Source organism: Isoptericola variabilis (assembly GCF_050311655.1).
In the GTDB taxonomy this organism is placed as follows: Bacteria; Actinomycetota; Actinomycetes; order Actinomycetales; family Cellulomonadaceae; genus Isoptericola; species Isoptericola variabilis.
On record NZ_JBNOZM010000008.1, the window covers coordinates 154228 to 168046 of the forward strand.

The 13819-nt window shown below is 74.3% G+C and carries 8 protein-coding genes and 1 pseudogene; 4 read left to right on the top strand and 5 right to left on the bottom strand.

Going from position 1 to position 13819, the window contains the following annotated elements; all coding sequences use genetic code 11:
- Positions 1-28: 28 nt before the first annotated feature.
- Positions 29-2593: a glycoside hydrolase family 2 protein gene (locus ACQP60_RS17485; protein WP_429735204.1), complete on the top strand. Its 2565-nt coding sequence runs from the start codon at positions 29-31 to the stop codon at positions 2591-2593.
- On the opposite strand, the gene ACQP60_RS17490 is transcribed toward ACQP60_RS17485, so the two are convergent.
- The 3 genes from ACQP60_RS17490 to ACQP60_RS17500 are packed head-to-tail and all read right to left on the bottom strand — an operon-like array spanning position 2577 to position 7920.
- Positions 2577-3989 carry a phosphotransferase gene (locus ACQP60_RS17490; RefSeq protein WP_429735207.1) on the bottom strand — a complete coding sequence of 471 codons (1413 nt, stop codon included), beginning with the start codon at positions 3987-3989 and terminating at the stop codon, positions 2577-2579. The genes ACQP60_RS17485 and ACQP60_RS17490 overlap by 17 nt on opposite strands.
- Positions 3986-5806 carry a maltose alpha-D-glucosyltransferase gene (gene treS, locus ACQP60_RS17495; protein WP_429735209.1) on the bottom strand — a complete coding sequence of 607 codons (1821 nt, stop codon included), beginning with the start codon at positions 5804-5806 and terminating at the stop codon, positions 3986-3988. Before treS ends, ACQP60_RS17490 begins: the two co-directional genes overlap by 4 nt.
- 38 nt (positions 5807-5844) lie before the next feature.
- Positions 5845-7920: an alpha-1,4-glucan--maltose-1-phosphate maltosyltransferase gene (locus ACQP60_RS17500; protein ID WP_429735211.1), complete on the bottom strand. Its 2076-nt coding sequence runs from the start codon at positions 7918-7920 to the stop codon at positions 5845-5847.
- A 369-nt stretch (positions 7921-8289) separates the two neighbouring features.
- Between ACQP60_RS17500 and ACQP60_RS17505 the strand changes: the two genes are divergently transcribed.
- Positions 8290-9057 (top strand): type IV toxin-antitoxin system AbiEi family antitoxin, encoded by a 768-nt coding sequence (locus ACQP60_RS17505; protein ID WP_429735213.1) that lies wholly within the window; start codon positions 8290-8292, stop codon positions 9055-9057.
- An 89-nt stretch (positions 9058-9146) separates the two neighbouring features.
- Here the strand turns inward: ACQP60_RS17505 and ACQP60_RS17510 are convergent, their stop codons facing one another.
- On the bottom strand, positions 9147-10862 hold the full coding sequence (locus ACQP60_RS17510) for an FAD-binding dehydrogenase (protein WP_429735215.1): 1716 nt from the start codon (positions 10860-10862) through the stop codon (positions 9147-9149).
- 122 nt (positions 10863-10984) lie between these two features.
- On the opposite strand from ACQP60_RS17510, the gene ACQP60_RS17515 reads away from it, so the two are divergent.
- Together ACQP60_RS17515 and ACQP60_RS17520 are read left to right on the top strand one after the other, a co-directional pair.
- On the top strand, positions 10985-11212 hold the full coding sequence (locus tag ACQP60_RS17515; protein WP_429735217.1) for a ribbon-helix-helix domain-containing protein: 228 nt from the start codon (positions 10985-10987) through the stop codon (positions 11210-11212).
- Positions 11176-11526, top strand: a complete 351-nt coding sequence (locus ACQP60_RS17520; protein WP_429735219.1) for a type II toxin-antitoxin system PemK/MazF family toxin — start codon at positions 11176-11178, stop codon at positions 11524-11526. Before ACQP60_RS17515 ends, ACQP60_RS17520 begins: the two co-directional genes overlap by 37 nt.
- 1 nt (position 11527) lies before the next feature.
- On the opposite strand, the pseudogene glgX reads toward ACQP60_RS17520, so the two are convergent.
- Positions 11528-13817 (bottom strand): annotated as a pseudogene (gene glgX / locus ACQP60_RS17525) (glycogen debranching protein GlgX).
- Between the last annotated feature and the right edge of the window lie 2 nt (positions 13818-13819).

Below are 13819 nucleotides of genomic sequence, written 5' to 3' on the forward strand. Positions count from 1 at the left end.
CCCTGCGAACCACGAAGGACTCCTCTCCATGACGTACCTCCCCTCGACCTTCCGCGCCCTGCACCAGGGGTGGCGTCTCACCGCCGCGGAGCCGGCGGCCGACGCACCGGAGCACGCGGCGACGGTGCTCGCCGCCGGCGTCCCGGCCGTCGTACCCGGCGAGGCGCACCTCGACCTGCACCGCGAAGGGCTGATCGACGCGCCGTTCGACGGCGACAACGAGGCGGCGCAGCAGTGGATCGGCGACACGTCGTGGCGGTACGCGACGACGTTCGAGTGGCAGCCGGGCGACGCGGCGCGGCACGACCTCGTCGCGCTCGGCCTCGACACGGTGGCGACCGTGGAGCTCAACGGGACCGAGCTCGGGCGCACCGAGAACATGTTCCGGGCCTTCCGGTGGGACGCCCGCGGCGCGCTCCGCACGGGCGACAACTCCCTGGTCGTCACGTTCGCCGCGCCCGTGCCCGAGGCGCTGGCCCGCGCCGAGCGCGACGGGGTGCTGCCCTCGACCAACCACCACGAGTACAACCAGCTGCGGAAGATGGCCTGCTCCTTCGGCTGGGACTGGGGGATCGACGTCGCCGGCGCGGGCATCTGGAAGCCGATCGGCCTCGACTCCTGGTCCGGGGTGCGCATCGCCGCGGTGCGACCGCTGGTCGACGTCGTGGCAGGGTCCGACGGCGCGCACGACGGCGTCCTGGTCGCGCACGTCGAGATCGAGCGCGACGGGGTGGCGGCCGACGGCGAGGTCCCGCTGCGCGTGGCCCTCACCGGGCCGGACGGCGAGGAGCTCGTGGCCACGGGCAGCGTGCCGGCGGGGCGGACGGAGGGCACGGTGACCGTCGAGGTGCCCGGCGTGCGGCGTTGGTGGCCGGTCGGTCACGGGGACCAGCCGCTGTACGACGTCGAGGTCACGGCCGACGACGCCCGCTGGGCGGGGCGCGTCGGGTTCCGCACGGTGGAGCTGGACACGACCGCGGACGAGGCCGGGGCGCCGTTCCTGCTCAAGGTCAACGGCGAGACGGTGCTCGTCCGTGGGGCGAACTGGATCCCCGACCACGCGTTCCTCACGGAGATCGACCGCGACCGGTACGCGCGCCGGGTCGACGACGCCCTCGAGGCGAACGTCAACCTGCTGCGGGTGTGGGGCGGCGGCATCTACGAGTCCGACGACCTGTACGACCTCGCCGACGAGCGGGGCCTGCTGATGTGGCAGGACTTCCCGTTCGCCTGCGCCGCCTACAGCGAGGACGAGCCGATGCGTGCCGAGGTGGAGGCCGAGGCGCGCGAGAACGTCACACGGCTGAGCCCCCACCCGTCGCTCGTCATCTGGAACGGCAACAACGAGAACACGTGGGGCTCGGTGGACTGGGGCTGGGCCGGCCGGCTCGGCGGCCGCCCGTGGGGCGACCTGTACTACCGCGAGCTGCTGCCCGGCGTCCTCGCGGAGCTGGACCCCACGCGCCCGTACTCGCCGGCGAGCCCGTACTCGTTCGGCGACTACCGCCACCCGAACGACGAGCGCTACGGGACCATGCACATCTGGGACGTCTGGAACCGGGAGGACTACTCCGTCTACGCCCGCTACAAGCCGCGGTTCCTGTCGGAGTTCGGCTTCCAGGGGCCGCCCGCCTGGTCGACGCTCACGCGCGTGGTCCACGACGAGCCGCTCGACCCGTTCGGCCACCAGATGCTCGTGCACCAGAAGGCACACCTGGGCAACGCCAAGCTCGAGCGCGGCTGGCAGGGTCATCTGCCCGACCCGGCGTCGATCCGGGACTGGCACTGGACGACGCAGCTCAACCAGGCGCACGCCGTGCGGTTCGGCATCGAGCATGTCCGGTCGCTCACCCCGCACAACACGGGTGCGATCATGTGGCAGCTCAACGACAACTGGCCTGTGGTCTCGTGGGCGGCGGTCGATCACGACGAGCACCGCAAGCCGCTGTGGCACGCGCTGCGCGCCGCGTACGCGCCGCGGCTGGCGACCCTCCAGCCCCGCGCGTCCGAGGCAGCGCGTGCCGCCGCGTGGGAAGGGCTGGAGCCGGAGCCCGACACCGTCGCGCTCGTCGTCGTCAACGACACCGGTGACCGTCTCGCCGGGACCTGGACCGTGACGCGCGAGGGGTTCGACGGGTCGGTCCTGGCCAAGGCGACCGTCGAGGTCGACGCGCCCGCGCGGGGTGCCGCGACCGTGACGGTGCCCGCCGACGTCGCGACGTTCGTCGACGCGGCGACCGAGGTGCTCGTCGCCACCGCCGACGACCCGGACGCCGGTGTCGCCCCTGCCCTGAGGTACGGGGCCGAGGTCGTGGACCAGCACCTCGATCCGCAGCCGTTGCGGATCGAGGCGTCGGCCGTCGACGCGGGCTGCGAGCTGCGGGTCACCGCCACGTCGCTGGCGCGCGACGTCTTCTGCCACGCCGACGTCGTGGACCCGGACGCGCGCGTCGACTCCGGGCTGGTGACGCTGCGTGCGGGCCAGAGCGTGACGCTCCGGATCGCCTCGCCCGCAGCCGGCGACCCGGAGGCGTTCGCCGCCGCCGTGCGCACGGCGAACGACCTGCTCGGCGAGGTCAGCGCGGCCGGGTGAGCACGCGGTCGACGGCCGACAACGGGATGTGCACCCAGGTCGGCCGTTGCCGGGTCTCGTAGACCACCTCGTAGAGCGCCTTGTCCAGCACGAGGGCGGCGAGGACGGCGTCGGCGGTGGGCGGGTCGAGCTCGGGCGGGCGGCGGGTGGTCAGCCCGGTGACGGCGGCGGAGGTGTCGGCCGACTGGCGGTAGCGGGCGAGGAAGGCGTGCACGGACTCCGCCTCCCACCACGGGTCGGGCGCCCCGCCGACGGCGGCGGCGTACGCGAACGAGCGGACCATGCCCGCGACGTCGCGCAGCGGGAGGTCGGGCGCCGTGCGCTCGGCGGCGGGCCGCTGCGGCTCGCCCTCGAAGTCGAGGAGCTTCCACCCGGTCTCGCCGTGCAGGGCCTGGCCCAGGTGCAGGTCGCCGTGCACGGTCTGCAGGCGCAGCCGGGGCAGCCGGGCCTGGAGGTCGTCGAGGAGCGCGTCGATCGCGGGGGCGCGCGCGGCCAGGCCGGGCGCCTCGGCGACGGCGAGCGCCGCCCGGTCGCGCAGGCCCCCGACGAACGTCGCCGGGTCGAGCAGGGGGCCGGGCGGCATCGCCTGGCGCAGCACCGAGTGCAGCTCCGCCACGACGCGCCCGAGGTCCGCCGCGAGGTGCGCGAACGACTCGCCGCGGCCGGCGTGCTCGCACGCCAGCTCGAACCCGTCGCGGGCCCGCGGCACCAGCTCGCTGACGACGGCGAGGGCGGTGGACGTGCCGGGCGCGGTGGCCACCTGCAGGGCGCCGAGGAAGCGCGGCACGCCGTCCCAGCCGGCACGGGTCAGGGCGCGGGGGACGACGACGTCGGGGTGCGGTCCGGGGGTCACGGTGCGCAGGATCTTGAGCATCCCGCCGGTGCCGTCCGGCGACGGCACCCCCGGCAGCACGACGCTCGTGTTCGACTGCTCGCCCGCCACGACCTGGCCGCCGGCGACGAGCACGTCGTCCGGCACGCCGTCGCCCACGCCGCCCGCGCGCAGCAGGGCGAGCCAGCAGGCGGGGTGCGCGCCGCCGTCGTGCACGGCGACGTCGCCCGCGGCGGTGCGCACCTCGGCGACGAACCCCGGGCCGCGCGCCGCCGGGGCCGTGAGCACCAGCGGCACCTGCGCGACCACCTCGCCGCCCGGCACGCCGGGGCCGCGCAGCCGGACGAGGAGGACGACGACGTCGGCACGGTCGCCGTCGCCGTCGCCGGCGCCGCTGCCGTGCGGGGCGTCGTCGTCGAACGTCACCGCGAGCCACGGCTCGACGCGGACGCCCGCGGCGCTCACGCCGCCCGCGGGGAACCACCGCCGGCCGGGCAGCCAGGCCGCGAGAAGCTCCCGGACGCTCGGGTCGGGGACGTCCGCGGCCGGCCGCACGGCGGTCATGCCCGCTCGCCGCCCGTGGTCGCGCCGCCCGTGGTCGCGCCGCCCGTGGTCGCGCCGCGCGTCGTCGTGCCGTCCGGCGGCGTGAGGAGCAGCCAGTAGAAGTCGCGCGACCCCCACGTCATCGTGACGGTGCCGTCCGGGCCGACGTCGGGGAACCGGGCGCCGCCGAACAGGTCGGTGAGCGACCAGCCGGCCCGTCCGGGCACCCGCACGACGGACGAGCGCGCCGTCGCGGACAGGTTCGCCGCCACGAGCAGCGTCTCGTCCGCCGAGGTCCGGGTGAAGGCGATCACGGCCTCGTCGTCGGCCTCGAGCGGCGCGAACGCCCCGGTGCCGAACGCGGGGTGCAGGCGCCGCACGGCGAGCATCCCGTGCACCCAGTGCAGCAGCGACGACGGCTGCGCGAGCTGCGCCTCGACGTTGACGTGCTGGTAGTGGTGCACCAGCGACTGCACGAGCGGCAGGTACAGCTTGCCGGGGTCGGCGGTGGAGAAGCCGGCGTTGCGGTCGGGCGTCCACTGCATGGGGGTGCGCACGGCGTCCCGGTCGGGCAGCCAGATGTTGTCGCCCATGCCGATCTCGTCGCCGTAGTACAGGCACGGGCTGCCCGGGAGGCTGAGCAGCAGCGCGTGCGCCAGCTCCACCTCCTTGCGCGAGTTGTCGAGCAGCGGCGCCAGACGGCGGCGGATGCCGATGTTGGCGCGCATGCGCGGGTCGGGTGCGAACCACCCGTACATCGCCGCCCGCTCCTCGGTGGAGACCATCTCGAGGGTGAGCTCGTCGTGGTTGCGCAGGAACGTCGACCACTGCCCGCCGGGGGCGGGGATGTCCGGCGTGTCGGCGAGGATCTCGAGCAGGGGCCGGGCGCGCTGGTCCCGCATGGCGTAGTAGACGCGCGGCATCACCGGGAAGTGGAAGCACAGGTGGCACTCGGGCTCGTCCTCGGTGCCGAAGTAGTCGACCACGTCCTGCGGCCACTGGTTGGCCTCGGCCAGCATGATGCGGCCGGGGAACTCGTCGTCGATCATGCGGCGCACCCGGCGCAGGAACGCGTGCGTCTCCGGCAGGTTCTCGCAGTTGGTGCCCTCGGCCTCGAACAGGTACGGCACCGCGTCGAGCCGGAAGCCGTCCACGCCGACCTGGAGCCAGAACCGCGCGACGTCGAGCATCGCGTCCACCACGCGGGGGTTCTCGAAGTTGAGGTCCGGCTGGTGGTGGAAGAACCGGTGCCAGAAGTACTGCCGCCGTACCGGGTCGAACGTCCAGTTGGACGTCTCCGTGTCGACGAAGATGATGCGCGCGTCCTCGTAGCGGGTGTCGTCGTCCGACCACACGTAGAAGTCGCCGTACGGGCCCTCCGGGTCCGAGCGCGACGCCTGGAACCACGGGTGCTGGTCGCTGGTGTGGTTCATCACGAGGTCCACCACTACGCGGATGCCGCGCGCGTGCGCCGCCTCGATGAGCTCGGTGAAGTCCCCGATCGTGCCGTACTGGCTCGCGATCGACGTGTAGTCCGCGACGTCGTACCCGCCGTCCCGCAGCGGCGACGGGTAGAAGGGCGGCAGCCACAGGCAGTCCACGCCCAGCCACTGCAGGTAGTCCAGCCGCTCGGTGACGCCCCGCAGGTCGCCGGTGCCCGCGCCGTCCGTGTCCGAGAAGGCCCGGACGATGACCTCGTAGAACACGGCCGTGCGGTACCACTCCGGGTCCTCGGACAGGCCGGGCTTGTCCAGGGGCGGCGGCGCGGGCTGCGGTCGCGTGGGCAGCGCCTGCACCGGCACCTGGCGCGTGACGGGGCGCGGCACCTGGGGCGTCATCGGGGCACTCTCATGCGGGCCCGCTCACGTCCGGCCCGTCATGCGAGCCCGATCGTCAGGACGTGCGCGACCTGCTCGCGCGGGTCGAGGCGGACGTACGGGTGGGCGCCCCACGGGTACGTGGCCCCGGACAGCTCGTCGTGGGCGACGAAGAACGGCTGGTCCTCGACGCCGTCCGGCCGCGTGAGCCCGAGCGCCGCCAGGTCGAGGAACAGCGTGGACTCCTGCGTCGTCCACGGGTCCAGGTTGAGCACGACCAGCACGACGTCGTCCTGTGTGGCGCCGGGCCGACCCGCGGCGGGCAGGTGCTCGGCCCGCACGCGCCGCGAGAACGCGACGACCTGGTCGTTCGTCGTCGGGTGCATCGTGAGGTCGCGCAGCTGCTGCAGGGCCGGGTGGGCGCGCCGGATCTCGTTGAGCCGGCGCAGCAGGGTGGAGACGCCGACGACGTCGGCCCGCGACCAGTCCCGCGGCTTGTACTCGTACTTCTCGTTGTCGATCTGCTCCTCGACGCCCGGGCGGGGCACGTTCTCCACCAGCTCGTAGCCGGAGTAGATCCCCCACGTCGGCGAGCCCGTCGCGGCCAGGACCGCGCGCACCGCGAAGCCCGCCACCCCGCCGTGCTGCAGGTACGGGGGCAGGATGTCGTGCGTCGTGGGCCAGAACGACGGGCGGAGCACCGAGCCCTGTGGCCCCGAGACCTCCTGGAGGTACTCCTCGATCTCCTCCTTCGTGTTCCGCCAGGTGAAGTACGTGTACGACTGGTGGAAACCGATGCGCGCCAGGGTCTGCATCATCGCGGGACGGGTGAACGCCTCCGACAGGAAGATCACCTCGGGGTGGGTGGCGTGCACCTGCGCGAGCAGCCACTCCCAGAAGTCCAGCGGCTTGGTGTGCGGGTTGTCGACGCGGAACGCCGTCACCCCCCGGTCGACCCACAGCAGCACGATCCGCAGGATCTCCGCCGCGAGGCCCTGGGGGTCGCGGTCGAAGTTCAGCGGGTAGATGTCCTGGTACTTCTTGGGCGGGTTCTCGGCGTACGCGATGGTGCCGTCCGCGCGCACCGAGAACCACTCCGGGTGCTCCGTGACCCACGGGTGGTCGGGGGAGCACTGCAGCGCCAGGTCCAGCGCCACCTCCAGCCCCTCCGCGCGGGCCACGGCGACGAAGTCCCGGAAGTCCTGCTCGGTGCCCAGGTCCGGGTGGATGGCGTCGTGCCCGCCGTCCGGGGAGCCGATCGCGTACGGGCTGCCGGGGTCGCCCGGCTGCGGGTCCAGGGTGTTGTTGCGGCCCTTGCGGAACGTCGTGCCGATGGGGTGCACGGGCGTGAGGTAGACGACGTCGAAGCCCATCTCCGCGATCGCGGGCAGCCGCTTCGCCGCCGTGGCGAACGTGCCCGACCGCCACGTTCCGTCCTTGCGGCGCTTCGCGCCCTCCGAGCGGGGGAACAGCTCGTACCAGCTCGCCGCCAGCGCCAGCGGGCGGCTCACGCGCAGCGGGTAGGCGGCGCTCGCGGTCACGAGGTCGCGCAGCGGGTGGCGGCGCAGCGCGTCCTTGACCGCCGCCGTCATCGCCATCGCGAGGCGGGCCTCCGGCGGGCGGGTGGTGTCCGCCAGCTCGCGGGCCGCGGCCTCGAGGACGGCGGCGTCGGCCGACGGGCGGGTCGCCTGCAGCTCCGGCGCGACGATCCGCTCGAACAGCAGCCGCCCCTCCGCGAGCACGAGGTCGACGTCCTGCCCGGCGTCGAACTTGATCACCGCGTCGTGGGACCAGGTGCCGTACGGGTCCGACCACGCCTCGACGCGGAACGACCAGTCGCCCTCCGGGCCGGACGGGGCGTCGGGCTGGAGGAAGCCGCGGAACCGGTCCAGACCGGGTGCGACGTCGGCCATCGGCGCGGTGGAGTGCACGGTGCCGTCCGGGGCGAGGAGGACGGCGGTGGCCCCGACGGCGTCGTGCCCCTCCCGGAACACCGTGGCCTCGACGGGCACCACCTCGCCGACCGCGGCCTTCGCCGGCCAGCGCCCTCCCTCGACGACGGGGGAGAGCTGCAGGACGGGGATCCGTCCGATGGGCACGTGCGGCGTGGGCTGCGGAGACGTCACGGCCTCCACGCTAGCCAGCCGCCGCGCGTTCCGCGCGGTAGTGCCATGCGTCCTGCCGTAGGTCCCGCGGGGCACTACCGCGGTACGGGAGGCACTACCGGGTCGCGTTGTCCACAGAGCGTCCCCGGCGGCGTCGGGGTCCTGCCACGCTGGCGGCATGCCCGATGAAGCGCCCTCGTCGCGACGCGACAGCCGAGGCCGCGGGACACCGCCGTCCCACGGCCGAGAGCCCTGCCACCGGTCGTGACCTACGACGAGTCGCGACGATCCACCATCGAGCGTCGAAGGCGGCGCGGTGAGCTGGTACGGGTGGGGCGCGGCCAGTACGCCGGTCCGCCGCCAGCGGAGGCAGGGACCGCGCTGCAGCGGGAGCAGCGCGTGCTGGCCAGGATCGTCGCAGCGTCCCGGACGCTGCACACCGACTACTGCTTCAGCCACGAGTCGGCAGCGCTGCTGCACGGGCTGGGGGTCTACCGACTTGCCGAGGAGGTCCACGTCAGCCAGGCGTGGAAGCCGAAGGTGCGCCGGGAGCGGGGCACCACGTTGCGCAGGCACCCGATCGACGTCCCGGCGCGCGACCGGACCACGACGGCAACCGGCCTCCCGGTCACGACCCTCGAGCGCACGATGGTCGACTGCGCCCGGTGGCTGCCGGGCGAGCGCGGGCTCGTCGTCGCCGACTCGGGCCTGCGCGCGGGGGCCGACCGTCGCGTCGCCGCATCCGTCCTTGCCGAGGCGGCCGGGAGGCCCGGGGTGCGGCAGGCGCGGCGGATCCTGGAGCTCGCCGACGCGAGGTCGGAGTCGGTGGGGGAGTCGCGGCTGCGATGGACCCTGCACTCGGCCGGCGTCGAGGTGCCGTCCCTCGCCGTCGCCGTGGAGACCTGGCGTGGCACCGTCTGGGTGGACGCCGGCTGGCCGGACCTCAAGGTGGGAATCGAGTTCGACGGCGCGGTGAAGTACTCCGGTGGTGAGTACGGCGACCCACGTGAGCGGCTGCTCACCGAGAAGCGTCGTCACGACGCGCTCACGGAGGCGGGGTGGACCATCCTGCGTGTCACGTGGGACGACCTGTCCGATCCGGGACGGCTGGTCGCACGGATCGTGGGGGCGCTCGCCGAGGCGGCCCACCGTCGTCTCGCGAGGTAGTGCCTTCCGCCCTGTGGTAGGCCCGCGGGGCACTACCGCAGGGCGGGAGGCACTACCTCGGTGACCGGTGCCTGGACGGCAAGGTGGCGTCAGGCGTCGGCGGCGAGCGCCCGGCCGGTGGTGCGGCCGGTGTGCAGGCACCCGCCGAGGAAGGTGCCCTCCAGGGCGCGGTGGCCGTGCACGCCGCCGCCGCCGAAGCCGGCGGCCTCGCCCACCGCCCACAGCCCGTCGAGCACGGAGCCGTCCGCGCGCAGCACCCGCCCAGACGGGTCGCACCAGAGGCCGCCGAGGGTCTTGCGGGTCAGCACCGAGAGCCGGACGGCGAGCAGCGGGCCGTCCTTCGGCGTCGTCAGCGGCCGCGGTTTCGCGACCCGGATGAGCTTGTCCACCCGGTAGTCGCGGGCGGCGCGGGTGGCCACGACCTGCGGGTCCTTGCCCAGGCCGGACGCGACCTGCGCGTCTCGCGCCGCGACGACGGCGGCGAGCGCGGCCGGGTCCACGTGGCCCTTCGAGCCCGGGGTGGCGTCCACCAGCGCGTTCATCTTCGCGGCGAGCTCGTCGGTGGTGTCGGCCCAGAGGAACTCGGGCGACTCGGCGGCGAACCTCGCGACGGGCCCGACCGCCTTCGGCAGCACCCGCTGGGCGAGGAGCTTGACGTCCTTGCCGGTGAGATCGGGGTTCTGCTCCGAGCCGGACAGGGCGAACTCGGACTCCATGATCGCCTTGTTGAGCACGAACCAGGAGTGGTCGTCGCCGCGCCGCGTCACGTGCTGCAGCGCCCCGAGGGCGTCGAAGCCGGGGAACAGCGGGGCGGGCAGGCGTCCGCCGTCGGCGTCGAGCCACAGCGACGACGGGCCGGGCAGGATGCGGATGCCGTGGTTCGTCCAGACGGGCGAGTGGTTGGCGATGCCCTCCGGGTAGTGCCACATCCGGTCCTCGTGGACCAGGGCGGCGCCGGCGTCCGCCGCGATGCCGAGCATGAGGCCGTCGGTCGAGTCGGGGACGCCGGACAGCATGCGCTCGGGCAGGGTGCCGGCCTCGGGGTCCCAGTGCGCGCGCGCCAGGTCGTGGTTGGCGCCGATGCCGCCGGTCGCGACGACGACGGCGCCCGCCGCGATCTCCTCGCTGCCCACCACGTCGCGGTTCGACGGCGCGCCGCGGCCGCCGAACGGCAGACCGGCGAGCGGCTGGTCGGCCAGCACCTCGGCCCGCACCCCGGTGACGCGGCCGTCGGTCGTGACCAGCCCGGTGACGCGGCGGCGGAACCGCAGGTCCAGCAGGCCCGCGTCGCGGGCGGCGAGTGCCGCCTCCACGAAGGGCCGGATGATCCCGGGGCCGGTGCCCCAGGTGACGTGGAAGCGGGGCACGGAGTTGCCGTGCTCGGTCCGACCGTCGTCATTGCCCACCGTGTACCCGCCGCGCTCGGCCCACTGCACCAGCGGGAACCAGCGCACGCCCTTCTCGTGCAGCCACGAGCGCAGGTCGCCCGCGGCGAACTCGACGAAGCGTCGCGCCCACGCGTAGCCGTGGCGGTCGGGGCCCTCGCCGCGGTCGGCGCCCGGCGCAAACTGCGCCGAGCCCAGCCAGTCCGACCACGCCAGGTCGGCGGAGTCGTGCACGCCCATGGCGCGCTGCTCCGGGGAGCCGACGAGGAACAGGCCGCCGAACGACCACCAGGCCTGGCCCCCGAACGACGCCTCCGGCTCCTGGTCGAGCAGCACCACCCGGCGGCCGGCGGCGGTGAGCTCCGTGGCCGTGACGAGCCCCGACAGGCCTCCACCGATGACGACGACGTCAGCATCCATGCGCGCAGTCTGGCAGAGGTGGGGCGCGGCGTGAACGGGGTGAGCGGGTGGTGCGTTCTCGGGCCGCACGGGGAGGGGCAGCACCCTCGACGTCGTGCATCCCAGAGCGGTACCGTTCTGGGATGACGACGCAGATCGCCGTCCGCCTGCCCGACGAGCTCGTCGCGTGGATGGACCAGCAGGTGGCCGAGGGGAAGACGCGCAGCCGTGCCTCCGCCGTCGAGCGCGCGCTGCGCCGCGAGGTGCGCCGGCAGCTCGCCGAGCGCGACGCGCAGATCTACGCGGAGACGCCGGTCGACGAGGAGCTCGCGGCGTGGGCGAAGGCGCGCGACTTTCCCGAGCTCGACTGATGCGGCCGATCCACGTGGTTCGCCTCGACACGGCTCGACCGGCCGTGGTGCTGACTCGCGAGGTCGTGCGTTCGCGCCGGCACTGGGTCTCGGTGGCACCGGTCAAGTCGAGAGCGAGAGGGCTCGCGACGGAAGTGCGCCTCGGGACGCGCAACGGTCTTGATCACGACAGCGCGGTCGACTGCGACAGCATCCAGACGGTCCTCGTCAGCGACGTCGGCCGCCAGGTCGGCTTCCTCCTCGACGACCAGGAGGAGGACCTGGCCCGGGCGATCTCGACGGCGTTCGACCTGGAGGACTTCGGACTGCTCTGAGCTATCGCCCGAGGAAGACCTCGACGCTCAGCGACTCGAGCACGGCGTCCTCGGCCTCGTCGTCGGGGGCCTCGGGCCGGTCCCACGCAGAGCTCCACACCCGCTCCCACGCTCCGTCGCCGGGCGCGGCGGGCAGGGTGACCTCCGCGTCGTCGAGGCCGCCGTTGAGTACGAGCAGCACGGCCGCGTCGCCGTCGTCGGGCCCGGGTCGCAGCATCTGCAGCACGCGCCGCCCGGGCGTCTCCCACGCCTCGCGGTCCATCGGGGCGCCGTCGGCGGCGAACCAGAGCAGGTCGGTCTGGTCCTCGCCGGGCCGGGGCGTGCCGAGGAAGAACGAGTCGGCGCGCACGGCGGGGTGCTCGGCGCGCAGCGCGAGCAGGAAGCGGGTGGTGTCGAGGAGGTCGCGAGCCGCGTCCTCGAGGTCCCAGGACACCCACGAGATCGGGTTGTCCTGGGCGTACGCGTTGTTGTTGCCGCGCTGGGTGCGGCCCAGCTCGTCGCCGGCGGTGAGCATCGGCGTGCCGGCGGACAGCAGCAGCGTCGCCAGCAGGTTGCGCTGCGAGCGCCGCCGCAGCGGCACGACGGCGGACCACGGCTCGGTGGCGGTGTCGCCCGCGCCCTGGCCGTCCTCGGCGTCGGGCGCGTGCCCCTCGACGCCGTGGTTCCAGGACAGGTTGTGGTCCGAGCCGTCCCGGTTGTCCTCGCCGTTGGCCTCGTTGTGCTTGTGGTCGAAGGCGACGAGGTCGGCGAGCGTGAACCCGTCGTGCGCGGTCACGTAGTTGACCGACGCCACCGGCCCGCGCGCGAGCGGTGGGTCCGAGTGGCCGAACAGGTCGGCCGAGCCCGCCAGGCGGGTGGTGAGCTCGCGCAGCCCATGCATGGGCCGGCCGTGCGACCCCTCGCGCGCGGCGTCGAGCCAGAACCCGCGGGCGGCGTCGCGGGAAGCGGTCGTTCCACTCGGCCATGGGCGGCGGGAAGTTGCCGGTCTGCCAGCCGCCGGGCCCGACGTCCCACGGCTCCGCGACCAGCTTGAGGTTGTTCAGCACCGGGTCGGTCTGCAGCGCCACGAGGAACGGGTGGTCGGGGGAGAAGCCGTGGTCGCCCCGGCCCAGGGTGACCGCCAGGTCGAAGCGGAACCCGTCCACGCCCACCACCTCGGCCCAGTAGCGCAGCGAGTCCAGGGCGAGCTGCACCACCCGCGGGCGGCGGAAGTCGAGCGAGTTCCCCGTGCCGGTGACGTCCGCCAGCGCGGCCGGCGACGCGCCGTCGTGCAGGTAGTAGCCCGCGTTGTCGAGGCCGCGCCAGCTCACGTGCAGCGCGTCGTCGCCGCCCTCGCACGTGTGGTTGTAGACGACGTCGAGCAGCACCTCGATACCCGCGTCGTGCAGCAGGTGCACCATGCCGCGCACCTCGTCGAGGACGGCGGCCGGGCCGGCCTCGCGCGCCGCCCGCGTCGCGTACGCCGCGTGCGGGGCGAAGAACCCGAGCGTCTGGTAGCCCCAGTAGTTGGTGAGCCCGCGGGCCACGAGGTGCGGCTCGCTCGCGAACGCGTGGATCGGCAGGAGCTCGAGCGTCGTGACGCCCAGGCTGGTCAGGTGCGCGATCGTCGCCGGGTGCGCGACGCCCGCGTACGTGCCGCGCAGCTCCGGCGGGACGTCCGGGTGGGTCGCGGTGAGGCCCTTGACGTGCGCCTCGTAGACCACGGTGTCCGCCCAGGGCACGCGCGGTCGGCTCAGCGGCGGCGGGCCGGGGTGGGACGCGACGACGACGGAGTGCGGCACGAAGGCGAGCGAGTCGCGGTCGTCGGGGGCGCCGTAGCGCTCGGCCACCCACGAGCGGCCCGCCGGGGAGTCGGGGTCGTCCGGGTCGAGGGGTGCGCTCACCGCACCCAGCGTCTCTGGGCCGTAGGTGAGGTCGCCCACCAGCCCGCGGGCGTACGGGTCGACCAGCAGCTTGGCGGGGTTGTGCCGGTGACCCGCCTCCGGGTCCCACGCGCCGTGGGTCCGGAAGCCGTACCGCTGGCCCGGCCGCACGTGCGGCACGTGGGCGTGCCAGACGCCGTACACCGGGCCGTCGAGCGGGACCCTGCGCTCCGCGTAGCGCGCCGGGTCGTGCACGTCGCGGTGCGGCTCGACGACGTCGATGAGACACAGGTCCACCGCGTCCGCGTGCGCCGCCGCGACCGCGACGTCGACGCCGCCGTCCGGCGTCGGGTGCACCCCGAGCGGGGGGACGTGGCTGCGGCGCGCCGTCGGGCGCGTCAGCGGCGTGACCTTGGGTCGCGACTCCATGG

Bases quoted from the DNA above. Each gene is read 5' to 3' on its own strand.
- ACQP60_RS17485 (WP_429735204.1), top strand. From the start codon at position 29: ATGACGTACCTCCCCTCGACCTTCCGCGCCCTGCACCAGGGGTGGCGT.
- ACQP60_RS17490 (WP_429735207.1), bottom strand. From the start codon at position 3,989: ATGACCGCCGTGCGGCCGGCCGCGGACGTCCCCGACCCGAGCGTCCGG.
- treS (WP_429735209.1), bottom strand. From the start codon at position 5,806: ATGACGCCCCAGGTGCCGCGCCCCGTCACGCGCCAGGTGCCGGTGCAG.
- ACQP60_RS17510 (WP_429735215.1), bottom strand. From the start codon at position 10,862: ATGGATGCTGACGTCGTCGTCATCGGTGGAGGCCTGTCGGGGCTCGTC.
- ACQP60_RS17515 (WP_429735217.1), top strand. From the start codon at position 10,985: ATGACGACGCAGATCGCCGTCCGCCTGCCCGACGAGCTCGTCGCGTGG.